This is a genomic window from Hongsoonwoonella zoysiae, assembly GCF_013266695.1.
GTDB lineage: Bacteria > Pseudomonadota > Alphaproteobacteria > Rhizobiales > Stappiaceae > Hongsoonwoonella > Hongsoonwoonella zoysiae.
On record NZ_JABRXF010000001.1, the window covers coordinates 608,806 to 635,560 of the forward strand.

23 protein-coding genes and 1 pseudogene are annotated in these 26,755 nt (G+C 61.9%); 13 read left to right on the forward strand and 11 right to left on the reverse strand.

Going from position 1 to position 26,755, the window contains the following annotated elements:
* Nucleotides 1-3: 3 nt before the first annotated feature.
* Nucleotides 4-1,083 carry an ABC transporter ATP-binding protein gene (locus HPQ64_RS02785; RefSeq protein ID WP_172886855.1) on the reverse strand — a complete coding sequence of 360 codons (1,080 nt, stop codon included), beginning with the start codon at nucleotides 1,081-1,083 and terminating at the stop codon, nucleotides 4-6.
* A gap of 39 nt (nucleotides 1,084-1,122) precedes the next feature.
* Entirely contained in the window at nucleotides 1,123-1,959 is an 837-nt protein-coding gene (locus tag HPQ64_RS02790; RefSeq protein ID WP_210260065.1) for an IclR family transcriptional regulator, read from the reverse strand.
* 209 nt (nucleotides 1,960-2,168) lie between these two features.
* Here HPQ64_RS02790 and HPQ64_RS02795 point away from each other — a divergent pair, with 209 nt between their 5' ends.
* From HPQ64_RS02795 to HPQ64_RS02850, 12 genes are all read left to right on the forward strand, one after another.
* Nucleotides 2,169-3,413: an ABC transporter substrate-binding protein gene (locus tag HPQ64_RS02795; RefSeq protein WP_172886856.1), complete on the forward strand. Its 1,245-nt coding sequence runs from the start codon at nucleotides 2,169-2,171 to the stop codon at nucleotides 3,411-3,413.
* 77 nt (nucleotides 3,414-3,490) lie between these two features.
* Nucleotides 3,491-4,408: a carbohydrate ABC transporter permease gene (locus HPQ64_RS02800; protein WP_172886857.1), complete on the forward strand. Its 918-nt coding sequence runs from the start codon at nucleotides 3,491-3,493 to the stop codon at nucleotides 4,406-4,408.
* Nucleotides 4,408-5,259 (forward strand): carbohydrate ABC transporter permease, encoded by an 852-nt coding sequence (locus tag HPQ64_RS02805; RefSeq protein ID WP_172886858.1) that lies wholly within the window; start codon nucleotides 4,408-4,410, stop codon nucleotides 5,257-5,259. The genes HPQ64_RS02800 and HPQ64_RS02805 overlap by 1 nt, the downstream gene beginning before the upstream one ends.
* Nucleotides 5,260-5,272: 13 nt before the next feature.
* Nucleotides 5,273-7,447: an alpha-galactosidase gene (locus HPQ64_RS02810; protein ID WP_172886859.1), complete on the forward strand. Its 2,175-nt coding sequence runs from the start codon at nucleotides 5,273-5,275 to the stop codon at nucleotides 7,445-7,447.
* Entirely contained in the window at nucleotides 7,444-8,403 is a 960-nt protein-coding gene (locus tag HPQ64_RS02815) for a 2-dehydro-3-deoxygalactonokinase (protein WP_172886860.1), read from the forward strand. The genes HPQ64_RS02810 and HPQ64_RS02815 overlap by 4 nt, the downstream gene beginning before the upstream one ends.
* Entirely contained in the window at nucleotides 8,403-9,038 is a 636-nt protein-coding gene (locus HPQ64_RS02820) for a 2-dehydro-3-deoxy-6-phosphogalactonate aldolase (protein WP_172886861.1), read from the forward strand. Before HPQ64_RS02815 ends, HPQ64_RS02820 begins: the two co-directional genes overlap by 1 nt.
* A 23-nt stretch (nucleotides 9,039-9,061) precedes the next feature.
* Nucleotides 9,062-11,032 carry a beta-galactosidase gene (locus HPQ64_RS02825; protein ID WP_172886862.1) on the forward strand — a complete coding sequence of 657 codons (1,971 nt, stop codon included), beginning with the start codon at nucleotides 9,062-9,064 and terminating at the stop codon, nucleotides 11,030-11,032.
* Between the two features lie 408 nt (nucleotides 11,033-11,440).
* Nucleotides 11,441-12,775 carry a substrate-binding protein gene (locus tag HPQ64_RS02830; protein ID WP_172886863.1) on the forward strand — a complete coding sequence of 445 codons (1,335 nt, stop codon included), beginning with the start codon at nucleotides 11,441-11,443 and terminating at the stop codon, nucleotides 12,773-12,775.
* 69 nt (nucleotides 12,776-12,844) lie between these two features.
* Nucleotides 12,845-13,873 (forward strand): branched-chain amino acid ABC transporter permease, encoded by a 1,029-nt coding sequence (locus HPQ64_RS02835; RefSeq protein WP_172886864.1) that lies wholly within the window; start codon nucleotides 12,845-12,847, stop codon nucleotides 13,871-13,873.
* 3 nt (nucleotides 13,874-13,876) lie between these two features.
* A complete protein-coding gene (locus HPQ64_RS02840; protein WP_210260066.1) occupies nucleotides 13,877-15,031 on the forward strand; it encodes a branched-chain amino acid ABC transporter permease in 1,155 nt (384 codons plus the stop codon).
* Nucleotides 15,032-15,042: 11 nt separating this feature from the next.
* The gene (locus tag HPQ64_RS02845) at nucleotides 15,043-15,798 is read left to right on the forward strand and encodes an ABC transporter ATP-binding protein (protein WP_172886865.1); all 756 of its coding nucleotides are present in this window, start codon (nucleotides 15,043-15,045) and stop codon (nucleotides 15,796-15,798) included.
* A complete protein-coding gene (locus HPQ64_RS02850) occupies nucleotides 15,795-16,640 on the forward strand; it encodes an ABC transporter ATP-binding protein (RefSeq protein WP_172886866.1) in 846 nt (281 codons plus the stop codon). Before HPQ64_RS02845 ends, HPQ64_RS02850 begins: the two co-directional genes overlap by 4 nt.
* Before the next feature lie 47 nt (nucleotides 16,641-16,687).
* On the opposite strand, the gene HPQ64_RS02855 is transcribed toward HPQ64_RS02850, so the two are convergent.
* From HPQ64_RS02855 to HPQ64_RS02885, 6 genes and pseudogenes are all read right to left on the reverse strand, one after another.
* Nucleotides 16,688-17,995: an HlyD family type I secretion periplasmic adaptor subunit gene (locus tag HPQ64_RS02855; RefSeq protein ID WP_172886867.1), complete on the reverse strand. Its 1,308-nt coding sequence runs from the start codon at nucleotides 17,993-17,995 to the stop codon at nucleotides 16,688-16,690.
* Nucleotides 17,992-18,861: pseudogene (locus HPQ64_RS20290) on the reverse strand (ATP-binding cassette domain-containing protein). Before HPQ64_RS20290 ends, HPQ64_RS02855 begins: the two are co-directional and overlap by 4 nt.
* A 121-nt stretch (nucleotides 18,862-18,982) precedes the next feature.
* Nucleotides 18,983-19,771, reverse strand: coding sequence for an ABC transporter transmembrane domain-containing protein (locus HPQ64_RS02870; protein ID WP_172886870.1), 789 nt, complete (start codon nucleotides 19,769-19,771; stop codon nucleotides 18,983-18,985).
* The gene (locus HPQ64_RS02875; protein ID WP_172886871.1) at nucleotides 19,693-20,145 is read right to left on the reverse strand and encodes a cysteine peptidase family C39 domain-containing protein; all 453 of its coding nucleotides are present in this window, start codon (nucleotides 20,143-20,145) and stop codon (nucleotides 19,693-19,695) included. The genes HPQ64_RS02870 and HPQ64_RS02875 overlap by 79 nt, the downstream gene beginning before the upstream one ends.
* Nucleotides 20,146-20,598: 453 nt before the next feature.
* Nucleotides 20,599-21,147 carry a cytochrome b gene (locus HPQ64_RS02880; protein WP_172886872.1) on the reverse strand — a complete coding sequence of 183 codons (549 nt, stop codon included), beginning with the start codon at nucleotides 21,145-21,147 and terminating at the stop codon, nucleotides 20,599-20,601.
* 155 nt (nucleotides 21,148-21,302) lie between these two features.
* Nucleotides 21,303-22,208 carry a LysR family transcriptional regulator gene (locus HPQ64_RS02885; RefSeq protein WP_172886873.1) on the reverse strand — a complete coding sequence of 302 codons (906 nt, stop codon included), beginning with the start codon at nucleotides 22,206-22,208 and terminating at the stop codon, nucleotides 21,303-21,305.
* A 93-nt stretch (nucleotides 22,209-22,301) separates the two neighbouring features.
* Here HPQ64_RS02885 and HPQ64_RS02890 point away from each other — a divergent pair, with 93 nt between their 5' ends.
* Nucleotides 22,302-23,315 carry an NAD(P)H-dependent flavin oxidoreductase gene (locus HPQ64_RS02890; protein WP_172886874.1) on the forward strand — a complete coding sequence of 338 codons (1,014 nt, stop codon included), beginning with the start codon at nucleotides 22,302-22,304 and terminating at the stop codon, nucleotides 23,313-23,315.
* Between the two features lie 161 nt (nucleotides 23,316-23,476).
* Here HPQ64_RS02890 and HPQ64_RS02895 read toward each other — a convergent pair whose 3' ends face one another.
* The 3 genes from HPQ64_RS02895 to HPQ64_RS02905 form a co-directional block, all read right to left on the reverse strand.
* Entirely contained in the window at nucleotides 23,477-23,983 is a 507-nt protein-coding gene (locus HPQ64_RS02895; RefSeq protein WP_172886875.1) for a DUF1097 domain-containing protein, read from the reverse strand.
* Nucleotides 23,984-24,138: 155 nt separating this feature from the next.
* On the reverse strand, nucleotides 24,139-25,653 hold the full coding sequence (locus tag HPQ64_RS02900) for an amidase (protein WP_172886876.1): 1,515 nt from the start codon (nucleotides 25,651-25,653) through the stop codon (nucleotides 24,139-24,141).
* A gap of 227 nt (nucleotides 25,654-25,880) precedes the next feature.
* Nucleotides 25,881-26,639: a CbtA family protein gene (locus tag HPQ64_RS02905; protein WP_172886877.1), complete on the reverse strand. Its 759-nt coding sequence runs from the start codon at nucleotides 26,637-26,639 to the stop codon at nucleotides 25,881-25,883.
* Between the last annotated feature and the right edge of the window lie 116 nt (nucleotides 26,640-26,755).

A 26,755-nucleotide genomic window follows, 5' to 3' on the forward strand; every position in this document is an offset into this window, starting at 1 on the left:
CGCTTATCTGAGTCGCAACCCGCCCTCGTCGAACACGCGGACATCGCTCAGGCTGAAAGCCGCCTCGACGGTTTCGCCCACCCTGTGCGTGTCGTATCCGCGCCGCTCCAGCACCACGATCTCGCCATCCGGCAAGCGCCCGTGAACATAGGACGTACCGCCCAGATGCTCGACCACTTCCACGGTGAGCGGCAGGCTGACATCCGCATCGCCGGACTTGTCCATATGCTCCGGGCGGATGCCGACGCGCACCGTCGTGCCGGATTTCAGCGCAGCACCTTCGATCGGCAGGTCGAGCGTCGGTCCGTCGCCGCCGAGCTTCACGCGGCCCGCGCCGCCATCGGTCGCGATCGCATTCAGGAAATTCATCTTCGGCGAGCCGATGAAGCCGGCGACGAAGGCATTCGCCGGGTTTTCGTAAAGCTCCAGCGGCGTTCCGAATTGCTCCACGCGGCCTGAGCGCAATACCACGATCTTGTCGGCCAGCGTCATGGCCTCCGTCTGATCGTGGGTGACATAGATCATCGTGTTTCCAAGTTCGCGGTGAAGCTTGGCAATTTCCACGCGCATCTGCACACGAAGCTCCGCATCGAGGTTGGAAAGCGGCTCGTCGAACAGGAACACGCGCGGGTTTCTTACGATTGCCCGGCCGATGGCAACCCGCTGGCGCTGGCCGCCGGAAAGCTGCGACGGTTTGCGGCGAAGCAGCGCGTCGAGCTGCAGGATTTCCGAAGCACGGCGCACGCGCCCGGCGATCTCCGCCTTCGGCGCTCCGGTCATCCTCAGGCCGAAGCTCATGTTCTCCTCCACCGTCATATGCGGATAGAGCGCATAGGACTGGAAAACCATGGCCACGCCGCGCTTGGCGGGATCGATCCCGGTCACCCGTTCGCCGCCGATCGTCACTTCGCCGGAGGTGACATCCTCCAGCCCCGCGATCATGCGCAGGAGCGTGGACTTGCCGCAGCCTGAAGGACCCACGAAAACGACGAAATCGCCATCCTCGATCTCAAGATCGACACCATGAATGACGTCCGTCGTGCCGAAAGTCTTGCGCACTCCCTCAAGTTCCACCCGGGCCATTGAATGTCCTCCCAAACAATCCTGTCACTAATGCTATTGTCAGCGGTCGAGAAACTGGACCTCCGCGGCGCGCGCAATGCGATGCGCGGTCTTCTGCAGTTGAGGCACCATCGCCTCCAGCTTTTCAATCGAGCCCGCAAGCGTCGTCGTCGTAACCGAAAGTCCGCCGATCAACGCGCCCCCGACTGACAAAATCGGCACGGCGACACAGATGATCGAAGGCTCGTGCTCCTCATTGTCGAAGGCGTAGCCACGTTCGCGGATTTCGGCCAATTCCGCCTCAAGTGCCGCGCGGTCGATCAACGTTTTTGGCGTGTGACGGTAGAAGGCCTGCCGGTCCAACGCCTCGCAAAGCCGCTCCGGTGGCAGGTTTGCCAGCATCGCTTTTCCAATGCCCGTGCAATAGGCCGGACCGATGCGCCCGGGGCGGGAAAACATCTCGATTCCGTGGGTACGGTTGCGTTTGTCGAGGTAGAGCACCTGGCCGCTCTCAAGGCAGCCGAGATGAACGGTCATGCCGAGTTCTGCCGAAAGCTCTTCGATATAGGGCCCGCCCACCTGCGCGAGCGAGGCATCCTGCCATGCGCCGTGAGCGAGCCTGATCAGGCGAAGGCCGAGGCGATAGCGCTGCGCGCGAGCATCGTGGGCGACCATCCCCTCCTGCTCAAGTTGCCGCAGAAGACGGTGCAGCGTCGCCTTTGGAAACCCGCTTGCGCGCTGCAACTCCGCGAACCGCGCCGGGCCGTCGCTTGCCGCAATAGCGTCGAGCAGAAAAAACGCCTTGGAAATGGGGCTTGAAAGGTCGCTGCCACGGGCTGCACCCGCATCCGAATGCATGTCCTTTCCGCCTGTTTTCAGCGCTTCCGCTTCTCGCATCGAACTGCTCCTGCCGTCTTGACAGTCCTAAGCACTCTTCTTAAGATTTTCAATAGTCGAAACTTAGTTCCATTGAATGAGACTTTAATATTCCCGTCAAGCGGAACCTTCCGGTGTCTCGGCACTTGTTTCGACGTTTGTTTCGAAATCGGGAGAACGAGCCCGGCACCGCCGGGAAACACGCCGCGCCAGCGGCATTGGGAGGAAACATGTTCTCAAGGAAATCCGCCGGTCAGCCGGCCATGCTCGCCGCCGTCCTGTCGCTCGGCCTGGCCGCTTCGGCGCACGCCGGCACGCTCGTGATCAACACCGACACTTCGGATCCGGCCCCCAAGGCCGCTTTCGAAGCCGCGATCGAAGGTTTCAAGGCCGAAAACCCAGACGTCGAGGTCAAGTGGAACATCTTCGATCACGAGGGTTACAAGACGTCGATCCGCAACTTCCTGACGGCCGAAGCGCCCGATATCGCCGCCTGGTATGCCGGAAACCGGATGGCGCCCTTCGTCAATGCCGGCCTTTTCGAGGATGTAAGCGACGTCTGGGAGGGAAACGGGCTGAACGAAAGCCTCGCCTCCGCCGCCTCCTCGATGACGATCGACGGAAAGAAATGGGGCGTTCCCTACACCTACTACCAGTGGGGTATCTATTATCGTCAGGATATCTTTGACGATCTCGGCATCGAGGTTCCGAAGACCTGGGACGAACTGAAGGCGGCAGCCGCAAAACTCAAGGAAAACGGCATCACGCCGTTCGCCATCGGCTCCAAGGCGCTGTGGCCGACGGGCGGCTGGTTCGACTACATGAACCTGCGCGTCAACGGCTACGAGTTCCACATGGACCTTACGGCCGGAAAGGTTCCCTATACCGACCCGAAGGTCGTCGAGGTGTTCGACAAGTGGTCGGAGCTGGTTGAACCTGGTTATTTCCTTGAAAACCACGCCGCCTACGACTGGCAGGAGGCCGTGCCTTTCTTCGTCAACGGCGAGGCGGCGATGTATCTGATGGGCAATTTCGCCGTCGACCTCTTCAAGTCCGGCGGACTTACCGAAGATCAGCTCGGCTTCATGCAATTCCCGGAAATCACGCCGGGGCTACCCAAGGCCGAGGACGCGCCGACCGACACGATCCACATTCCGGCGAACGCCAGCAACAAGGAAGACGCGAAGAAATTCCTGGCCTATGTCGCCCGCGCCGAAGTCCAGACGCAGATGAACGAGATCCTTGGTCAGTTGCCGACCAACAAGGGCTCGAAGCGTCCGGAGGACAAATACCTGAGCCAGGGCTTCGAGATGCTGTCGGAAGCTTATGCTCTCGCGCAGTTCTATGATCGTGATGCCCGTGCGGAAATGGCGAAAGCCGGTATGGAAGGCTTCCAGGAATTCATGGTGAAGCCCGGCAACCAGGACCGGATTCTCGAGCGTCTCGAGAAGATTCGTTCCCGCGTCTACAAGTAGCCGTAAGATGAATGATGCCGGGCGGCGCTTTCCGCCCGGCCTTTCCTTCTCTTGAGGTCCATCGAAAGGCGGCAGGGATGAACCGGCCAGCGGCCATATCCGGCACCACGACATTCTGGCAGCGTCACCAGCGCCAGGCCGCGCCATGGCTGTTTCTTGCTCCGGGCGCCTTCATGTTTCTCGTCTACGTGATCCTGCCGATCTTTCAATCCATGTGGATCAGCCTCTACGAGTGGGACGGCATCGGCGAAAAGACGTTCATCGGGATTGCCAATTACGTCGAGCTTTTCGACGACGACGCATTCTATACGTCGTTGAAAAACAACGTGATATGGCTCGTCCTCTATATGCTCGCCGTGCCGGCGGGGCTGTTCGTGGCGCTTTTTTTGAACCAGACCGTCTTCGGCATCCGCCTCATAAAGTCGCTGTTCTTCTTTCCCTTCGTCCTCAGCCAGGTGGTCGTCGGCCTCGTTTTCGCATGGTTCTACGACCCTTCCTTCGGCCTTCTGGCGCAGGTTTTCGAGGCTTTCGGGCTGAAGCCCATCGCGGTTCTGGCGGATGAGGACTACGTCACCTACGGCATCATCGTCGCAGGCCTCTGGCCGCAGATCGCCTACTGCATGATCCTCTATCTCACTGGTTTGAATAATATTTCTCCGGAGCAGATCGAGGCCGGCCGTCTCGACGGCGCGAAAGGCATCCGCATGCTCTGGCATGTCGTCCTGCCGCAACTCCGGCCCGCGACTTTCATCGCCGTCGTCGTCACGGTGATCGGCGCGCTGCGCTCCTTCGATCTCGTATCGATCATGACCGACGGCGGCCCATATGGGTCGAGCCGCGTACTGGCCTACTACATGTATGAACAGGCGCTCTCGGAATATGGCTTCCGCATGGGCTACGGGGCGGCGATCGCCGTCGTGCTCTTCGCCATCATGATGGTCTACATCACGGTCTTCCTTGTGCGGATGTTCTCCGAAGAGCGGGGGGCGCGCTGATGTTCCCGGCGCCAATCGAGAAGTCGGGCGCGCATTGGCGCGGAGTTTACAAGGTAGCCCTGCCGGTTTCTCTGTTCCTCTGGCTTATTCCGCTGCTTGCGGTGATGCTGACCTCGATCCGTTCGGCGGGAGATCTTGCCGCCGGCAATTATTGGGGCTGGCCGCGCGACTTTCATCTTCTTGAAAACTATACCGCGATTTTCGAAAACTCGCCGATCGGCGCCTATATCCTGAATTCCTTCAAGGTCACGATCCCGACCGTCATTGGCGCCGTCGGCCTTTCCTGCCTGACGGGCTTTGCCTTCGGCATCTATCGTTTCAAGGGTAACCTGGCGCTCTTCTTCATGTTCGTTGCCGGAAATTTCGTTCCTTTTCAGATACTTATGGTTCCGGTTCGCGACATGACGCTGAACCTCGGTCTTTACGACACGACCGCTGGACTGGTGCTGTTCCATGTCGCTTTCCAGACCGGGTTCTGTACGCTTTTCATGCGCAACTTCATCCGCGCGCTTCCCTTTGAACTCATTGAAGCCGCGAGGGTAGAAGGCGTTTCGGAATGGCAGATTTTCACCCGCGTCGTCATGCCGCTGATGCGGCCTGCGATTGCCGCCCTTTCCGTTCTCGTCTTCACATTCATCTGGAACGATTACTTCTGGGCGACGGTGCTGGTGCAGGGAAAGCACGCCTTGCCCGTGACCGCAGGGCTATATTCCCTAAACGGTCAATGGCTTGCGGCGTGGCACCTGGTCTCCGCCGGTTCTATCGTCGCCGCCCTTCCGCCGGTGATCATGTTTTTCCTGATGCAGAAACACTTCATCGCCGGGCTGACCCTCGGCGCGACCAAGGGCTGATGCGGGGTTCGCCATGACCGGCAGCCAGGGTACTGACATAAAAGGAAAAATCCGGACGTGGCGGATCGACGGCGGTGGTGTGACGCTGGCGCTTGCTGCCGAAGACGATCGCCTTCCGCACGTCATCCACTTCGGGAAAGCGCTACCCGGGGATGAAGATCTGGCCGCACTGGCGCTTGCCACTGCCCGTCCGGTTGTTCACGCGGGCCTGGACGAGGCCTTCCCCCTTTCGCTTTTTCCCGAAACGGGTCAAGGGCTTGCGGGTCATCCCGCCCTTCTTTCGCACCGCGCGGACGGCACCGGATTCGAAACGCAATTTCGGCTCGATGGCATCAACGCGGAAGGGGACAAGCTGGAGATATCGGCAAGCGATAACACCGCCGGATTGCGGCTTGGAATTTGCGTCGAGCTCGACGAAAAAACGGGAATTCTCGTGGCAAAAGCGGCAATAGAGAATTCCCTAGAAATCCCACGTGGCGTCGACCGTCTATCGTGCCCCGCCATCCCCATATCGAGAGATCACGACCGTGTGAGCACCTGGCACGGACGCTGGTGCGCGGAGTTCCAGCGGGAGTTATCCCCGTGGCCGCGCGGGCAGAGGGGACACGAGAACCGGACCGGGAGAACATCGCATGAAGCCTTCCCCGGCATCCTGTCGCTTTCCTCTGCGGCAGGTCTAAATCACGGCGAAGCGATCGCAGCCCACCTCGGCTGGAGCGGCAACTGGCGAATGATCGCCGAGGAAACAGCGGACGGCGACCGGCAGATACAGGCCGGCATTCTCTACCTTCCGGGCGAATGCGTATTGGAACCGGGCGAAAGGCTGGAGACGCCGGAACTTTTCGTCGCCTGGTCGGACGAAGGCGAAAACGGGATCGCTCGGAAATTCCAGCGCTTCGCGCGAGAGAGGATCGTCCGCCACCCGAAGCCCGACCAACCAAGGCCCGTTCATTTCAACAGCTGGGAAGCTGTCTATTTCCGCCACAACGTGGACGAACTGAAGGAACTGGCGGAAAAGGCCGCGAGCCTTGGCGTGGAACGTTTCGTCCTGGACGACGGATGGTTCCCGAACCGAAACGATGACACTGCCGGCCTTGGCGACTGGACGGTCGACCCCGACAAGTACCCCGACGGTCTGACGCCGCTGATCGACCATGTACGCGACCTCGGCATGGGCTTCGGCCTCTGGGTGGAACCGGAGATGGTGAACGCGGACAGCGATCTTTACCGCGCCCATCCCGACTGGGTGCTTGAGATTGAGGGCCACACCCGCCACGAAGGCCGGCAACAGCTGGCACTGGATATCGCCCGGCCGGAGGTTTCGGATCATCTGTTTAGCCGGCTAAACAATTTTCTCAAGCAGCATCCGATCGAATACCTGAAATGGGACATGAACCGCGTGCTGACCGCACCTGCCCGGCACGGCAAGCCTGTGGCAGCCAAACAGGTTCATGCGCTTTACGAACTCCTGAGCCGGGTAAGGAAAGCACATCCCACTGTCGAGATCGAAAGCTGCGCTTCCGGTGGAGGGCGGATCGATTTCGGCATCCTGCGCCACACAGAGCGGTTCTGGCTTTCCGACAACAACGATGCGCATGACCGCTGGCCGATGCACCGCGAGGCCTCGCTGTTCTTTCCGCCCGAGCTTTTCGGATTTCACATCGGCCCTTCGCCCTCGCACACCAGCGGGCGCAAGCTCGACATGGTGTTCCGCGCATGGTCGGCGGCCGTGGGCGGGCATATGGGGCTCGAACTCGATGTCAGGGCGCTGACCGGGGATGAGGCTGAAACGCTGAAAAACGCGATCCGTTTTCACAAGGACTGGCGCGATGTCTTGCACAAGGGTACGACACTGAACCTTGCCCCGGCGGATGATGAGATCAGCGGGCGCATTGCAATCTCAGAAGACGGCGCAGGCTTTGTCGCCTCCTTAGTGCAGGACGCCACGATTTCGCGAAAGGCGACCGCACCCGTGCGCCTGACGGGACTTGACCCCAAGGCGCGCTACGAGATCGCTTTTCCAGACGGTTTCCCGATCAACGACCGGGCCCGGCGCTCCTCGGGCTCGCCGCTTGCCCATGGCGAAAGCCTGACGCTTTCGGGCGCGGCATTGATGACGTCGGGCATCCGTCTGCCGCTCGCCTGGCCAGACAGCATCCATGTGATTACCGGAAGGCGCGTCCCATGAGCGGGCAAACCCAATACATCTGCGTCGACTGGGGAACGTCGAACCTGCGCATCTGGCTGATGCAGGCGGACGGCAGCGTGGTTGCCGAACGGCGCGCGGCAGAGGGCATGCAGACACTCTCACGCGAAGACTATGAACCCGCATTGCGGCGGCACCTCGCATCCCTTTGCGGGAGCGAACATGCGCGAGCAGAACGCCCGAAGATCATGATCTGCGGCATGGCCGGATCGCGCCAGGGATGGCGGGAAGCGCCCTATGCGGATCTTCCGGCGTCGCTTTCAGGCTTGAACGAAAAAGCGGTGAGCGTCGATAACCGGCTTGGCGCGGATATCCGCATCATGCCTGGCATCGCAAGGCGCGATTCGGCCCGCCCCGACGTCATGCGTGGCGAGGAAACGCAGCTTCTGGGGCTCGCAACGGCAAGCGGCGATGAGGCGTTTTCGGGAACGGTTCTCATGCCGGGAACGCATTCGAAATGGGTCGAGATCGTCAACGGCAGGGTCACCGATTTTTCGACCGCGATGACGGGCGAGCTTTTCGCGCTTCTTTCCCAACACTCCATCCTTCGCCATTCAATCGGCGGTGCGAAGCCCGGAGTGGACCCACAGTCGGAAGGCTTTCAATGCGGCCTTGAACGCGCCATCGACCGGGACATAGGCCTGTCGCGCGGGCTCTTCGCGCTGCGCGCCGACGGGCTCTTGTTCGATATCGCGGGCGATGAAACAGCCGATGCGCTTTCCGGCTTTCTGATCGGACGCGAGATCATGGACACGCTTGGAAGGCAAAGGCCGGATTCGGTGACGCTGGTGGCCGATGAAGCGGTGGGCGGGCTTTATTCAGCCGCGCTTGGCAAGCTTTCGATCAAGGCCGAATTGATCGAAGCGAGCGCCCTGACGCGGGCGGGGTTGCTCAGGGCGGCGAAGATGATCTGGCCCTGCGACAAGGAAAGAAACTGATGCCGGAAACGACTTCCACCCCCTGGCCCGACTTCCGGCGCGATCTCGTCGCGATCGTGCGCGGCGTGAGGCCGGACGAAGCGGTCGCGATCGGCGAGGCGCTGGCGCAAGCCGGATTCGAGGCGATCGAAGTGCCGCTCAATTCGCCGGAACCGCTGAAATCCATCGAGGCGCTGCGGCGCGCGCTTCCTGAAAGCGTACTGGTGGGGGCCGGCACCGTGCTGGAGGCGGAACAGGTCGACGCGGTAAAGGACGTCGGCGGCGGGCTGATCGTCTCGCCCAATTGCGACGTGCAAGTGATCTCGCGCTCAGCCCACCTCGGGCTTGTATCGCTTCCGGGCGTTTTCACGGCGACGGAAGCCTTCGCGGCGCTGAAGCATGGCGCATCGGCGCTGAAGTTCTTTCCCGCCTTCAACCTCGGCCCCGACGGAATCAAGGCGTTGACCGCCGTCTTGCCGAAGGAAACGGTGATCGCCGCCGTGGGCGGTGTGGCGGATGGCGATTTCGCGGCCTATCGCAAGGCGGGAACGCGGGCCTTCGGCCTCGGCTCTTCGCTCTACAAGCCTGGATATTCGGCGGAAGAAGTGGCGAAGCGCGCGCATGCCGCCGTTGCCGCCTATGACGCCCTTTCCTAAACCTGGCTCTACGGATCTTTCGCATGACCAAGCAAAGCCTGGGTGTTTGCTACTACCCCGAACACTGGCCCGAGGAGCGCTGGGAAACGGACGCCGGGATGATGCGCGAGGCGGGGATAACCTTCGTGCGAATCGGCGAATTCGCCTGGAGCAGGCTGGAGCCGAACCCCGGCGAATATGATTTCGGCTGGCTCGAACGCGCCATCGACACGCTGCATGAAAAGGGGCTGAAGGTCGTGCTCGGCACGCCGACGGCAACCCCGCCGAAATGGCTGGTAGACCGAATGCCGGACATGGTGGCGCTGGATGCCGATGGCCGCCCGCGCGGCTTCGGCTCGCGCCGCCACTATTGCTTCTCCCACGTGGCTTACGCGCTGGAATGCGACCGGATCGTCACCGAGCTTGCGACCCGCTTCGGGAAACATCCGGGCATTACCGCCTGGCAGACCGACAACGAATACGGCTGCCACGACACGGTGGTGAGCTATTCGACAGCCGCGCGCGACGCCTTCCGAATATGGCTGAAGGAAAAATACCAGACCATTAGCCGGCTTAACGATGCCTGGGGCAACGTCTTCTGGTCGATGGAATACCGCGATTTCAGCGAGATCGAGCTGCCGAACCTGACCGTGACGGAGGCGAACCCTGCGCACCGACTCGACTTCCGCCGCTTTTCCTCAGATCAGGTGATCCGCTTCAACCGGCGGCAGGTGGAAATTATTCGTGAATTTTCTCCGGGACGCGACATCCTGCACAACTTCATGGGCTCGGTGACGGATTTCGACCACTACCGGCTTTCGCAGGATCTCGACGCCGCATCCTGGGATTCTTATCCGCTCGGCTTTCTGGAGCGTGACGGGGACGACGAGGCGCACAAGCTGAAATACATGCGCGTGGGCGATCCGGACATGCAGGCCTTCCACCACGACCTTTACCGTGCCTGCGGGCGCGGGCGCTGGTGGGTGATGGAACAACAGCCCGGCCCCGTGAACTGGGCGCCCTGGAACCCCGCGCCGCTTGCTGGCGCGCAGCGCCTGTGGGCGTATGAGGCGTTTGCGGCGGGGGCGGAGGTCGTCTCGTATTTCCGCTGGCGGCAGGCGCCTTTCGCACAGGAGCAATACCACGAGGCGCTGCTTCTGCCGGACGGATCCCCGAACGCGGCTTATGAGACCTGCCGGACGGTCTCGGCGGAACTGGCCAAGTTCGATGCGAGCGTCGGGAACGCACGTGCGGATGTCGCGCTCGTCTTCGACTATGAAAGCGACTGGGCCTGGCAAATCCAGCCGCAGGGCGCCGACTTTTCCTACCTGAAGCTCGTGCTCGCCTTCTACCGGGCACTTCGCAAGGCGGGGCTGACCATCGATGTCGTGCCGCCCACGGCCGATGCCGTGAGGGACCGCAAGCTGATCATCTTGCCCGGCCTGATGTGCCCGAACCGAAAGTTCATCGACGAGCTTGCAAACACGCAGGCCATGGTGCTCGCCGGGCCGCGCACAGGCGCGAAGACGCAAGATTTCCGGATACCCGCCGACCTTCCGCCCGGCGGCTTCCGGGAGGTGATCGATTTCGACGTGTGGCGCGTGGAATCGCTTCGCCCCGGCGCGCAAGTGCGCCTGAAGTACCGTGAGGCCGGCCTTTTCCTGGAGCGCTGGCGCGAATTTCTGCGGCCCGGCGAGGACGCGACCGCAATCATCGAGAGCGAGGACGGCCACCCGGCCCTTCTTGCCAGCGACAAACGCGCCTATCTGGCCGGTTGGCCGAACGAGGACTTGCTTGACGAGACGGTGGCCTATTGTCTCGCGCAGGCCGGCATCGAGCGCCTTGTACTGCCGGACGGCATACGGATCCGCGACCATGGTCCGCATCGGTTCATCTTCAACCACCTGGAGGACGAGCAGGGCATTTCGGCGTTCATTGGCGACGGCGAAATCCTCCTGGGTGGGGAGACGATTCCCGGAGCGGGTGTCGCGGTGGTCGAAAGGCGCGGGCGATAGCAGGCAAGGCGCGAGCGGGAACTACTACGCTTGTGACGCCGCCGCCTGCCGGCCGGACCATACCCTCAAACGCCGAACACGCAGCGAGGCCAAACACTTCATGTAATATCATGTAAAGATTGCCATCATATTACTAATTGCACAATTTTTGATCATTATTTACTTTTATATTCTTATTTTGCTGCAATGCACAAATTACTAAAACATAATATTTCTATTTTTCCTCGCAAATAAACCATTCGTTTCCGCCGCCGAGTGTCGTTATGTCGGTATTATACTAAAATAGCGTTGCGTAAGATTTTGATTTCCTCAACGTTAGTTTTCCGAGCACTTCGCGCCCCGCGCGTCTTCGCTCGCGAAAAATAAGCCTTTTCGAACGAGGCATCGGGAAACGTTGGAGGAGAATCCATGATCAAGCGTAATATCAGCCGCCGCGGGCTCATGAAGGGTGCGGCGGTCGCCGGCGTCGGCCTGGCCGCGCCGCAGTTTTTCATCCGCGGCGCTTACGCCTATACGAACGAGCCCAAGGGCGGCAGCGTCATCCTTGGCTTTAACGTTCCACAGACCGGCGCCTATGCCGACGAGGGCGCGGACGAGCTGCGTGCCTATCAGCTCGCGGTGGAACACCTTAACGGCGAGGGTGACGGCGGCATGCTGAACACCTTCTCCTCCAAGGCGCTGAAGGGCAACGGCATCCTCGGCAAGAAGGTGGAATTCGTCACCGGCGACACGCAGACCAAATCGGACGCCGCGCGCGCATCCGCCAAGCGCATGATCGAAAAGGACGGCGCGGTGATGATCACCGGCGGCTCGTCCTCGGGCGTGGCGATTGCCGTGCAGGGCCTTTGCCAGGACGCCGGCGTCATATTCATGGCCGGTCTTACCCACTCCAACGACACCACGGGCAAGGACAAGCGGGCCAACGGCTTTCGCCACTTCTTCAACACCGAAATGTCGGGCGCTGCCCTCGGCCCCGTGCTGAAGAACGCCTATGGCACCGACCGCAAGGCCTATCACCTGACCGCCGACTACACCTGGGGCTGGTCGCAGGAAGGTTCCATCAAGAAATACACCGAGCAGATGGGCTGGGAGACGGTCGCCGCCGTCCGCACGCCGCTGGGTGCCGGCGACTTCTCGCAGTATATCACCCCGGTGCTGAACTCCGGCGCCGACGTGCTGGTGCTGAACCACTACGGCAAGGACATGGTGAACTCGCTCACCCAGGCCGTGCAGTTCGGCCTGCGCGACAAACAGGTGAACGGCAAGGACTTCGCCATCATCGTTCCGCTCTACTCCCGCCTGATGGCGCAGGGTGCCGGCGAAAACGTGAAGGGCATCCTGGGTTCCACCAACTGGCACTGGTCGCTGCAGGACGAAGGCTCCGTCGCCTTCGTGAAGTCCTTCGGCCAGAAGTACGGTTTCCCGCCGAGCCAGGCCGCGCACACCTGCTACTGCCAGGCTCTGCTTTATGCCGACGCCGCGGAGCGTGCCGGCACCTTTATGCCAAGCGAAGTGGGCAAGGCGCTCGAAGGCTTCACCTTCGACGGCCTCGGCAACGGGCCGACCGAATACCGCGCCGCCGACCACCAGTGCTTCAAGGACGTGCTGGTCGTGAGGGGTAAGGAAAACCCGACGTCGAACTACGACCTTCTGGAAGTGGTCGAGGTCACGCCGCGCGCACAGGTCGAGTATCCGGCCGAAATGCTGGGTGGCGAACTGGGCCCGTACAACAACGGCGCCTGATACGCCCGATGGCAAAACTGAAGCCGGCCGCATGACGCGGCCGGCAATTCAGCCTGGATATTCAAGACGATGGACGCAATTTTACTTCAGGTCCTGAACGGACTGGACAAGGGCGGCGCCTACGCGCTGATCGCGCTGGGGCTGACGCTGATTTTCGGCACATTGGGCGTGGTGAATTTCGCCCATGGCGCGCTCTTCATGCTGGGGGCCTTCTGCGCCGTGACGCTGAAGGAAATCCTGAGCTGGGAGATGGTTACCGTCGACCCGACGCAGCAGACAGCCTGGGGCACGCCGCTCGAGATCCGCACGCCCTACATCGAGGCCTGGTTCGGCGACGCCGGCCGCTTCATCCTCGATTATTCGGTGCCCTTCTCGATCCTTTTCGCCATTCCGATCATGCTCGCCATCGGCATCGTTATGGAACGGGGCCTGATCAAGCATTTCTACAAGCGTCCGCACGTCGAGCAGATCCTCGTCACCTTCGGCCTGGCAATCGTGCTGCAGGAACTCGTCAAGTCCATGTTCGGCGCAAACCCGATCCCCCAGCCCGCGCCCGACGCACTTTCAGGCTCCGCCGACATCGGCGCGCTTCTGGGCTTTGCGCCCAACACCGTGGTCTACCCCTACTGGCGCATGGTGTATCTGGCCTTCTCGGGCGTGGTGATCGCCGGTGTCTTTGCCTTCCTGCAATTCACCACATTCGGCATGGTGGTGCGCGCCGGCATGGCCGACCGGGAAACGGTGGGCCTGCTCGGCATCGACATCGACCGCCGCTTCACCATCGTCTTCGGCCTTGCCGCCGTGGTGGCGGGACTTGCCGGCGTCATGTACACGCCGATCCTTTCGCCCGACTACCACATGGGCATGGACTTTTTGGTGCTTTCCTTCGTCGTCGTCGTCGTGGGCGGCATGGGCAGCCTGGGCGGCGCGGTCTCCGCCGGCTTCATGCTCGGCATCCTGCAAAGCTTCGCCTCCATGAACGAAGTGAAGAGCATCTTTCCCGGCATCGACCAGATCATCATCTACCTGATCGCCGTGATCATCCTGCTTGTGAGGCCGCGCGGCCTGATGGGCCGTAAGGGCGTGATGGAGGGCTGAGCGATGGTTGAGACTTTCAAGAAATACAGCGACGCCATCCTCATGCTGGTGTTCATCGCAGCCGTTTTGGCAGGCCCCGTGATCCTGGAGCCGGTTGGCGCGGGATATCCCGACCTTCTGCAGAAGTTCGCGATCTACGGCATCTTCGCGCTCGGCTTCAACATTCTGCTGGGGCTGACGGGATATCTCTCCTTCGGCCACGCCGCCTTCCTGGGCGTCGGCTCATATACCACCGTGTGGGCCTTCAAGCTTCTCAGCATGAACCCGCTGCCGGCACTCGTCTTCTCCGTTCTGACGGCGGGCCTCTTCTCGCTCCTGATCGGCTGGATCTCGCTCAGGCGCACGGGCATCTATTTCTCCATCCTCACGCTTGCGTTTGCACAGATGTGCTACAACCTCGCCTATTCGGTGCTGACGCCAATCACCAACGGCGAGACCGGCCTGCAGCTCTCCCAATCCGACCCGCGCATTCTCGATACCGCCTTCGGGCGCGACTATGGCGCCGTACTTCCCTCATCCGATCTTTTCGGCATCGAGATGACGGGCTATCCCGGCTTCTACTTCTGCGGCGTGCTGCTGATAATTTGCTTCTACATTGCGCTGCGCATCTTCCGCTCGCCCTTCGGGCTGATGCTGCAGGGCGTGAAGTCGAACCAGAACCGGATGAACTACACCGGCCTCAACACGCGCCCCTACGCGCTGGCCGCCTTTGTCATCTCCGGCATGTACGCAGGCCTTGCCGGCGGCCTTCTGGCCGTGACGGACCCGCTGGCGGGTGCCGAACGCATGCAGTGGACGGCGTCGGGCGAAGTGGTGCTGATGACGATCCTGGGCGGGGCGGGAACGCTGCTTGGCCCCGTGATCGGCGCGGGCGTGATCAAATACGCGGAGAACATCTTTTCCGCCTTCAACGAGGGGACGCTCCTGTCCGCCTTCAGCTTCCTGCCCGAAACGCTGCAGCATATCGCCGTTTCGGTGACGGGCCTCTTCGTCGGCGAGGGCTGGCACCTCACTCTGGGGGTCCTTTTCATGGTGATCGTCATCTTCCTGCCCGGCGGCCTGATGGAAGGCGTGAACCGGATCATCAACCTGTTCCGGCGCTCCACCGGCGGCGGAGGCGAAGGCTCGGCGCAAGCCGCGCCCCAGCCGGCCGAGTGAGGGGGCAAGAAATGGGCATTCTTTCCGTTCAAGACGTCAACAAGAGCTTTGGCGGCCTCAAGGCGCTCAGCCATGTCAACCTCGACGTGGAAGAGGGCACGGTGCATGCCATCATCGGCCCGAACGGGGCTGGAAAGTCGACGCTGCTCAACTGCTTCGTCGGCAGGCTGGAGCCGGACAGCGGCTCGGTGACCTTCGCCGACCGCTCGCTGCTCGGCATCCGGCCGTATGAGATCAACCAGATCGGCATCGCCCGCGTCTTCCAGACGCCGGAAATCTTCGCCGACCTGACGCTGATCGACAATGTCATGATCCCCGCCTTCGCCAAGCGCGACGGCGACTTCAAGGTCAACATGTGGCGCAGCGTCGCCAACGAAAAAGGCGTGCGCGGCAAGGCGATGGCGATGCTGGAGGATGTCGGCCTCGACAAGAAGGCGGAGCAGATCGCCGGCCAGCTTTCGCGCGGCGACAAGCGCCGGCTGGAACTTGCCATGTGCCTTGTCCAGGAGCCGAAGCTGCTTCTTCTCGACGAGCCGACCGCCGGCATGGCGCGGGCCGACACCAACAACACGATCGACCTTTTGAAGCTGATCTCCAAACGCGGGATCACCATGGTGGTGATCGAACACGACATGCACGTCGTCTTCTCGCTTGCCGACAGGATTTCCGTCCTGGCGCAAGGAACCGTTATCGTGGAGGACGTGCCGGAGAAGATCAAAGGCAATCCGAAGGTCCAGGAAGCCTATCTGGGGGGCGCACATCTATGAACGAAGTCGCGACGATCGTTCCCAAGGCCCAGTCGCAAGAGGCGAAGCCGGCCGCAAGCGACGGCAAGCTCATCTCCGACGATCCTTACAAGGGCGCGGCACCCGGCGTGCCGCCGCAGAAGAACCGGGGTGGTGACTGGTCCTATTTCTCCGTCTGGAACCTGCACGCCTACTACGGCGAAAGCTATGTCGTCCAAGGCGTGAACTTCAACGTGCGCGAGGGCGAGATCCTGGCCCTGCTAGGGCGAAACGGCGCGGGCAAGACCTCCACCCTGCGGGCCATCGCAAGGGTCGACAGCCCCGCCGTGCGCCATGGCGAGATCTGGCTCGACCACAAGCCGCTGCATGAAATGCGCGCGCATGAGGCCGCGCGCAACGGCATCGGCCTGGTGCCGGAAGACCGCAGGATCATCCAGGGGCTGACCGTGGAGGAAAACCTGAAGCTCGCCCAGATCGCCCCGCCCAAGGGATGGTCTCTGGAGCGCATATACGAGCTTTTCCCCCGCCTTGCCGAACGGCGCGAGCAGGAAGCCACCACCATGTCGGGCGGGGAACAGCAGATGCTGGCGCTCGCCCGCGTTCTCGCGCGCGACGTGAAGCTGCTGCTTCTGGATGAGCCCTACGAGGGGCTAGCCCCCGTCATCGTGCAGGAGATCGAGAGGACGCTCGAGGAGATCAAATCGCTCGGCATGACGACGATCATCGTCGAGCAGAACGCCATTGCAGCGCTTCACCTCGCCGACCGGGCGATCATCCTCGACACCGGCGAGATCGTCTTCGACGGAACCGCGCAGGAAGTTCTCGACAACGAGGAACTGAGGCACGACTACCTGGCGCTATGAAGCGCGGAGGCGTGGTCCCGGTTCAAGGAAGGGCGGCTTCGTCCGCCCTATCTCTCCCTGAGCGCGCGCTGCCTGGCGCGGTTGACGGGCTTGAGGAGATAGTCGAGTACGGAGCGTTTTCCGGTGACGAGGTCGACCTGGGCGACCATACCGGGCAGGATCGGCAGTTCCTCTTCGGCGTGGGGAAGTTTCGTGTCGTCCGTGCGAATGCGGCCGATGTAAAAACGCCGGCCCTCGTCATCGGAAACGGTGTCGGCGCTGAGATACTCAAGCTCGCCCGACAGCGAACCGTAGATGGCAAAATCATAGGCCGTGAGGCGCAGGTTCGCCGGTTGGCCGATCCAAAGGAAGGCGATATCCTCCGGCTTGATCTGCGCTTCGACAACGAGCGTGTCTTCCTCCGGCACGATCTCGACCAGCGTTTCGCCCGGCTGGATCACGCCGCCGACCGTATTGACTAGCACCTGCTTGACGATGCCCGAAACGGGCGCGCGCATCGCGGTACGGCTGACCCGGTCCGTCGAGGCGACGAGCGCCTCGCTCAAACCCTCGGCCTCGGTATTCAGCTCGTTGCGCCGCTCGATCGCCTCCGTGCGGAACTGGTTGATGATCTCGCCGCGCTGCTGCTTGCCCTGCGCCAGAAGCGCGCCAGTGGTAGCGATCGCCGTCTCGTTCTTCTTGCGCTCCGCGTCGAGCTGGTTCAGCTCGCGCTTCAGTCGCAGCACCTCCACCTCGCTGACCGCGCCTTGAGAGACCAGCAGCTCGACAAGCGCGACCTCCTTTTCCAGAAGCTCCCGGTCTTCGACCATGAGACGGCTGCGGGCATGAAGCGTTTCCAGCTCCTCGTCGCGTCGGGCCAGTTGCTCGTCCACCGCAGCGAGATTGTCGGCAAGCTGCTTTTGCCGGCTTTCGTAAAGCGTCATGGCACGCTCCACTGCATCCGGGCGCTCTTCAATGAGTTCTTGCGGAAAAACCGGCGACACGTCCTCGATCTCCGCCGTCAGGCGGGCGATTTCCGCGCGCAATTCGTAAAGCTTCTGCCGGGTGCCGTTAAGCTCCGCCGTCAGCGACGTGCCGGCGATCTGCAGAAGGACGTCCCCCGTCTTCACGCGGTCGCCCGCGCGCACCAGGATCTCCTCCACGATGCCGCCTTCCAGATTCTGGACCGTCTGAACCTCTCCGGAAGGAATGACCCGCCCCTCTGCGAAGACGATCTGGTCAAGCTCCGCCGACCAGGCCCAGGCCAGAAAGCCCGACAGAACGACACAGACGGCGATGAGCATGGCGCGCGCAGCAAAGCGCGGCGGCGCCATGAGGGCAGCACTCGTGGAAGTAATCACACGCCGCTCGCTCATGCCGCCTGCCCCAGTTTGCGCAGGACCTCCTGCTTCGGCCCGTCGGCGGCGATCGCTCCACGGTCCATTACCACCAGCCGGTCGACCAGCGACAGAAGTGCCGGGCGGTGGGTGACGACCAGCAGCGTCTTCCCCGCGACGATGCTGCCCAGATGCGAGATGAAGGCGGCTTCCGTGCGCCTGTCGAGCTGGCTTGTCGGCTCGTCGAGCAACAGGACCGGCGGCTTCCTGATCAGCGCGCGCGCAAGCACCAGAGACTGCCGCTGGCCGCCGGACAGGGCGCCCCCATGCTCGCCGATCGGCTGGTCGAGGCCGAGGGGACATTGCTCCAGCCAGTTGCGCGCACCCGCACCTTCCATCGCCGCGAGGATTTCCTCCTCGCTCGCCTGCGGGTAATGCAGCGTTATGTTCTCGCGGATCGTGCCCTGGAAGAACTGCGGCACCTGCGGCACTTAGCCGATCGCTCGGCGAAGGCCCGCCGGCTCGACGCGCGTGACATCCAGATCGTCTACGAAGACGCGGCCGGACGACGCCCGGTAAAGGCCGAGCACGAGCTTGACCAGCGTCGTCTTGCCGGAGCCTATCGCGCCAACGACCGCGGCCCTTTCGCCCGCCGGAAACGACAGCGACAGCCCGTCAAGCACCTTTGCGGGCGTATAGCCTTCGGGGTCCTGGCCCGCCTGCAGGGAGTATGCGAAGTCGACCCTATCGAAGCGGATCGCGCCGTTTACCCGCTCCGGCTGGACGAAAGCCTCCCCGGCGGGGCGCTCCGGCGGGGCTTCCAGAAGAGGCTTCAGCGCGCGAAAAGCCACCACCGCGCCGTTAAGCCTGCCGATCGCCTGCACCAGCTGCCCGAGCGGGGCCATCGCCCGTCCGCTCAGGAGTACAGCCGCGATCAGCCCGCCCTGGGACAGAGCTCCCCCGCGCCGATGGAATGCACCCCAAAGATCACCATCACCACCGTGACGGTCACTTGCCCGATCACGATCAGGTTCGCGTTGACGAGCGACAGGCCGCGAATGGGCACCATGGCCGTGAGGCTGGCGGCATGCGCGCGCTCCCAGCGCCGGGCAGCCCAGCTTTCGGCCCCAGCGCCTTCAGCGCCTCCATGCCACCTAGAATGTCGAACAGAACCGCGTTGCGGTTGGACGCGTTCTTGTAGGCCCGGCCCATGAAGGCAACGATGAAGGGCTGAAGCGCAAGGCTTGCAAACAGCACGGCCGGCAGGGCCACCAGCGGAACGAGCGCGATGTTGCGCGCAACGATCCACAGCACCACAAGGAAAAGGCCCAGGAACGGAAGGTCGCCAAGCGCAACCAGCGTGCCGGAATTGAAGAACTCGCGCAGGGCATCCAGCTCGCGCACCGCATGCGCCGTGCTGCCCGAGGCAGCCTGCGTGCGGGCGATGCGCGCCTGCAGCATGCGGTCAAGCACCTGGTTGCCGAGGACCACGTCCATCCGCCGTCCGGCGATGTCAGTCAAATAGCCGCGCAGCTGGCGCAGGCCCACATCGAAGAGGCCCGCCAGGATCACGCCCGCCGACAGCACCCAGAGCGATTCAAGCGCCCCCGTCGGCACCACCCGGTCGTAAACGTTCATGATGTAAAGCGGCATGGCGAGGCCAAGCAGGTTGACCATCAGCGTGCCGAGCAGGATCTGGCCGTAAAGCCCCCGGTTCGCCCACATGCTGCGGCGGATCAGGCGGCCGAGCGAAAGCGCCTCCACCGCCTGACCCAATGCGGCAGCCCCCTCGACCTCCAAGGAAAAGGCGTACACCGCTCCGGAAAACCCTTTGCGATACGCTTTGAAATCGACTTCACCGTCATTGCCCAGAACGAGGCCGGCAGGCTTGCGTCCTCGCCCCCCGGCACGATATCGGCGATCACCTCGATGCCGCCACCATCGCCAATGGCGATCGCCGGAACGTCAAGCGGCGTCAGGCGGGAAAGCTCGACCTCGAGAACCGTCAACCCGGCACGCGCGGCGGCATCGGCAAGACGCGAAACCGGCAGGTCGCCTTCTTCCGTCAGCGGAATGCCGCTCAAAAGCGTTTGCGCCGACCTGCGCACGCCCAGGCGCGAGGCGATCAGCGAAAGCCCCGCCGCAAGCGGTGTGCGGACCACCTCGCCGTCTGCCCCCGTCTCATTCATGCCGCCGGCAGATCCTTTCCATTTGGGCGCAGTGAAGCTTTTGCGATGAGAACATGCTCCGCCATATCGATTCTGGAGCGATTTCCGATCACGAACGCGATACCGCTTCCGGGGCCAATGCGCGATGCCGCCCGTTTTCAGGCAGACAACGTAGATCGCGCAGCGCGGCTCCACCTTGCGCGCGGACAGCGCGTCATCCAGCTCGAGGCCGTTCAGATGACAACGGTCTTCCGCGGCAAGCGGGCTGATGCGAGGCATCCTCGAGAAGGTGGAACCAGTTGTATAAACCCTTGAATATCAAGGGAAACAAGTGACGCACCGAATGGAGGTAAAACCAAGAACACATTTTCAATGACGCTGAGAGGTAATTTTACGCATTTGTATCTTAGCAGACAATTACCCGCTCTCACGAGCGCGAGTCCGAATACATTCCGAACAAGTGAAAGCGAGATTTTACAGTTCGACTTTCTTGCCCATCAAGCGCAGGACGGCGTCGTCTTTCAGGATCACCTGATGCTTGAAAGCTCCGAAAAGATGCAGGAGGAAGCCGAGCGTAAAGGCGATGACACCTAGCCAGAAGAGCCCTGTGAGGTAAAACGCGGAAGCCTCACCTTCCGACCAGATCCGGGGGAACGCCAGACCGAAAAGCCGAAACTCATGGCCACTCGCAGAAAGCGATGCCCAGAGGATGAGAGGCAATACGACGCCGGCAACCAGAAGTCCGAAGGCCACGCAACGGGCAATGATCACTTCAACAGGCTTCGCACCCCCCAAAGGCATCGGGTGGTAGTGCTTCAGCCTCCAGTAGATACGGAACGAAAACAGGACCGCGCACAGGAACGCAAGGCTGGTCAGCGTGTTCAGGCTCTCCGGATCCGGCGAAGCGGAGCCGGCAAGGGTATAAACCGCGAGCAGCAGAAACCCGGGCAATAAAAATGCGCCTGTCCAGTGACAGGCGATCGTTACAACACCGAAGGCCAGGCCGGTATCTCTGAGTTTCATCTTCCCAATCTCTTCAATTCCGGTATCGGCAAGATTTTAACAATTCGACAGGCCGGGCATAGACAGCAATATCCGATTGCAAGTATCTGGAAAAACGAATGAGACGCCCGTTCGCCCTGCCAAATCCACCGCCGGAATTGCGGGAGACATGGCACTCACGCCGGCAAAAGACGGCCGACTGAATCGCCGATACCCGGGGCGGCGTGGCGTGCCCCGCAAAGAAGGTCCAAGAACGCATCGACAGCGCCGTTTTCCGGTGCGGCCGCGCTTCGAACCGCGAGCGTGTCTATAAATCTGTCCTGATCGCCGAGCTGATGCAGATTTACGATGTTCCGATGCCCGCTGCTCTCGACAACCGAGCGTGGCAGCAAGGTGACGCCGACGCCCGAAGCCACGCAGCCGAGAATACCTTCCAGCGTACCAAGCTCGATTATGTCGTTCGGCGCGAAACCGGATCTGCGCATCCAGTTTTGAGCATAGGCGCGGTAGGAGCAGCCCGGCTTGAAGACGATGAGGGGCATCGCGCCGACCTGCTCGGGGCTTTGGATGCCGGTGTCCGTCGCCAGCACCATTTCCTCGGAAAAAACAATGCGGGACTTGAGGTCGGGGTGGCGGAACTGCCCGCCGATGAGGGCGATATCGATCCTGTTTTCAAGAAGCAGCCCCACCAGCTCGTCGGTCGGGCCCGACCTCAGGCCGAGCCGGACGTCGGGATTGGCGGCGCGGAATCGCGCAAGAAACGCCGGAAGCCGTATTGCCAGAGTCGATTCCATGCTGCCGATCCGAAGCAACCTGACCGCGCCCGCGAAATTGGCGAGCGACGCAATCGCGGCGGACTCGGCATCGACCACGGCTTTCGCGTGATCAAGAAAATACGTGCCGGCGGGCGTGAGCGTCATGCCGTTGCGCCCACGCGAGAAAAGCTCGATCCCAAGCTCCTCCTCCAGCGCCTTGATCCGCGACGTCACATTGGACTGAACGCAATTCAACCTCCTCGAGGCCTGGGACACCGTCCCGAGTTCGGCCACCGCAAGGAAGGTTTTAAGCGCCCGGATCTCCAAAATCGTTCTCCAATATCGATAGCAAAATTCTTATATCATCATTTTACGGGATTGGTGCCTTTCGTCTACAAATATATAGGAATGGAGGAGACGATGGCACCGAAACACAATGCCCGAACGCCGGAAAAGGCTCTTGAGGGTCTTTGGGTCGCGGACGGCGATCAATATTTGTCGACAAGGGCGTCCGAGCTGTGCGGCATAAAGGTTCCCGTGTTTCAGGCCGGTATGGCCGGCCTTTCAGGACCCGAACTGGTTGCCGCCGTCAGTGAAGCCGGTGGATTGGGGCACCTGGGCGGGCTGCGCGTTCCGCCAAGGATCCTGCGGCGCTGGATCCACGAGACGAGGGCGCTGACGGACCTTCCGTTCGGGGTGAACCTGGTTCCGCAATATGGTGGGCCGGAGGTTTTCGAGGCGTCGTTCAAGGTCGTCCTTGAGGAAAAGCCGAAGGTGCTTTCCCTCTTCTACGGCGACTTCGAAGAGACGATCCCCCGTGCGAAGGAAGCTGGTATCGTCACCGCCGTGCAGATCGGTTCCGTCAAGGAGGCACGCAAGGCCATTCGGGATGGCGCCGACATGCTCATTGCGCAAGGCATTGAATCGGGTGGGCATATTCGCGGGCGTGTCGGCCTGATGGCGCTGCTTCCGGCGGTGGTGGATGTCGCCGAAGGGCGGCCCGTGATTGCTGCCGGCGCGATCGGCGAGAGCCGGGCGGTGCGGGCCGCAAGATGTCTTGGTGCGGAGGGGATCTGGTGCGGCACGGCGTTCCTGACCTGCCATGAGTGCGATACGAACGACGCCTACAAGCAAAAGCTGATCGATGCCGATACCGACGCCCCCAAATTCATGACCGGATATTCCTACGGCTGGAAATACGGCACGCCCCACCGCGCCATTCGCGGGCGGGGAGGCTGGAACCTCTTTCGCTTCATGGGCGGAGGCTTGCGGAAGGTCGACAGCCCGAAGATGGCCGACAAGCTCAGCCTCTACGCCGGCCAGGGCGTGGGTTTCGTCAATGAAAGAACAAGCGCCAGGGAAGTCGTGGCAAAGCTTGCCGAAGGCTTCCGAAAGGGATCCAACATCGATCCGGAGCTGGGTTTGAATGCATGAAATGGCGCTGGTAAGCGTTTCATATTAAAGATTTTAATCACGATATTTATTTCTAAAATTGAATAATGCTTATTTGAACCGATGCCTCTGGCGACCGGCGCCAATGCCGAAGGATGAAAACCGGCCGGGTCCCTCAAACGGTCCCGGCCGATTTATGATGATCAGGCTGTTTCGGATCGGGCGGATAGAAACCCGACGCCCTTCGCTGAGGCCGCCCCGAACATGGTCCCGATTGCCATGGAGACCACCACCAGCGGCAGGACATTTTGAAAGCTCGCCGAAAGCAGCGCCTCATAGGCAAACGCGCCGGGCGTCTGGCTGAGGTAGGCAAATGTCGTGGCATAGCCGAAGACGATGCCGGGAACGAAGCCAAGCGCCGGGATCTGCGACGAAAGCACGAAGAAGACGATGCTTGCAGCCACGAGGAGCCCGATCCACGCCGGACCGGGCAGCCCGGTTATGGGATTGGAAAGGGCGAGGACGGCCACTGCCCAGGCCACGAGGGACCCGAAGGAATTGCAGGCGATATTGAGCATGATCGCCTTGTTGTCGCCACCCGCCGCGAAGTACGAAGCCCATGCGGTGAAGACGCCCCATAAAAGGATCGTTCCCACGGAAAGTACCGACCACGTGGCGATACCGCCAAAGAACCCGACGCTGATTGCCATTGCCATAATTCCGGACATTGCTTTTCCCTCCGGTTGGCGCCGGCCGCACCGGCGCTGGTCTTTCTTCCATGAGGCAGGGCATCCCCTCGCGCGCCCGTCTCCCTGCTCGCGGCGTGCGGTCGGCACGCCGCCTGATTTTCGGGCGCGAAGTTCGCTCAGGCATGCTTCCAGTCCACCGAAGCCTCGAAGGCGGCGGCTGCCTGGTAGATCTTGCTTTCCTGATAGTCTCCGGCGGCGATGGACAGGCCGATGGGCAAGCCCTCGCCCATGCCGCAGGGAATGGACATCGCCGGATGGCCCGTGACGTCATACTGGGCGGTCGCCCCAAGCATCTCCCATGACCGGGATACGATCTCGGCGATGGGCGCGTCGGGCCCGGGCAGTTTGGTCGCCTTCATCGCGACAGTCGGCGTCAGGATGACGTCATATTCCGCAAAGGCCCGGTCGTAGATTGCCTTCATGCGCCGGGCGATGTTCTGCGCCTTTCCGTAAAAGGCGCCGCGGTAGCGCGTCTGCATGTAACGGCCCACAAGCATGGCGATGGTGAGCGTCTTAGAAAGATCGTCCGCCTTCTGCCGCCAACCCGCGTGAGCCTCCATCAGCGCGACGTCGTAAAGACCTTTCCAGTTGTAGCCCATGCCGTTACCGAACATCATCTGAACGGCGAGGCCCTCCATGCCGATCGGCCCCCAAAGCGCGGCAAGCTGCGGGTGTTCGGGTATCGAGACCTCTTCCACGTCAGCGCCAAGCTCGCGGAACCGGTCGCCCGCGGCCCTTACCTTTTCGGCGACATCTTCTTCCAGAAGCGGTACCTCGAAACCTTCCTTCAGAATGCCGATCTTCATTCCCTTCACGCCACGGTCGAGCGCGGCGGTGTAAGTGTCGGTTTTCGGCGAATACTGACGCGGGTCCAGCCCGTCGGCACCGGCAAGCACCTCCAGCATCAGCGCGTTGTCGCGCACGTTGCCGGTGATCGGCCCCGTATGGTCCACCGTCATCTCGATGGGCATCACGCCGGTATAGGGGACGAGCCCGTAAGTCGCCTTCATGCCGTATACGCCGCAGAAAGCCGCAGGGATGCGGATCGAGCCGCCCTGGTCGCCCCCGATCGCCAGGTCGACCTCGCCGGTGGCCACAAGGGCCGCGCTGCCGGAGGAAGATCCACCCGCCGAATAGCCGTACTTGTACGGGTTGTGAACGGGCGCGGGGTCGGAAGAATGACTGCCGGCCGAGAGGCAAAACTGCTCGCACGTCGATTTGCCGAGAATGGTGGCGCCGGCATCCAGAAGCCGGGTCACGATCGTCGCATCCATTCCCGGAACGAAACCTTCGAGCGTCGATGACCCGTTCATCATGGGAACGCCGGCGACCGCCACATTGTCCTTGATGACAACGGTCTTTCCGGCGAGCTTACCGGTCGGCGCGCCCCTGATTTCGCTCCTGTAGTACCAGGCGTTGAGCTCGTTGTCCTTTCGCGAGGGCCGATAGCCCGGCGTCCTGGGGTATTTGACTTCCGGAATGTTGTCCGGCATCTCATCGACCATGTCGTAAGGGTCGAAATTGGCCTGCATGACCGCAAGATATTCCGCCGCCTTTTCCTCCGACATCGTCATGCCAAGTTCCGCAGCGATCTCCATGATCTGCTGAACGTTCGGCCTGTTGATCGCCATCGTTATTTCCTTTCCCCAAAAGGACACCCTGCATTTCGGGTGAGGTTCGTCCGTTGCGTCCGGTAAAAAAGAAAACGCAATATATGAAATTACTAGTATTAGGGCGCAGCTATACCGCGGCCGACACTTCAGCCCGGCATGTCAGGATATCGGGTTCGTTGCGTGAATCGCTCCCGGTTGCCATCCGGCCGGCAAGAACACCCTGGCCGGCCGGATGGCGCGACGTCTCAGGCGAAGCCGCCCCGCCGTTGCCACAAGTACCCCAGTCCCGAGCCGAGAACGGCCCAGAAAACAGCGGCGCACACCAGTGAAGCCGCGGCAAACTGGCCCGCAAGTTCCGCCGGCGCGGTGGATGTGTATTCATGCGGTTGCGGCGCGCCGGCAACATGCGGCGCCACGATCAATGCGACGCCGGCCAGCTTGACAAGCGAAGGCCCTCCCGCCGTGGCCAGACGGAGCCCGGCCGCCGTGGCGATGGCGGTGGCGATCCACCAGGCCTGCCGGCCTGAAAGATCGGCCGCCGCGGAGCCCGGCAACTCCGGCGCAAGGCCGAGAGAGGGAGCCAGAGCGACAGCAGCGAAGCCGCCAAGACCCCAGAGCAACCCCGATGAGGGGTCGATCTTTCGTCCGCTTAACAACATGGCCGACAGAAGCAGGAGAGCGAAGCCGAAGCCGATCAGAACGCTGGTCAGGCTTGTATGGAATGTACGCTCCGCGCCATCCGCCGGTGCCCAGTCTCCCGAAAGGGCGCCAAGGACACCGCCAGCATCGCCGGCACCTCCATGGGCCTCGCCATCATGCACGAGCCAGACGCCGACATCGTTTGCGGATGCGGCAGCCTGCTGGAACAGGCCCGAGGCTGCCGCGGTTTCGTAGATTTCGGCCTGCAGAATGATCGGCGCGGTAAACACCGCCTGCAGGAAGGCAAGGGTTAGCCCGGCGGCGCATCCAGCACCCAGGGCACAACCGAAAATCCGGCTGATCATCGATCCTTCACCACCGCGAAACGCGGCGGCCTCCCTTCAGGGCATATCCCACCGGATCTGAACCGGATCTGGCGACGAGGATATGCTCAAGACATTGAATCTGGAGCGATTTCTTA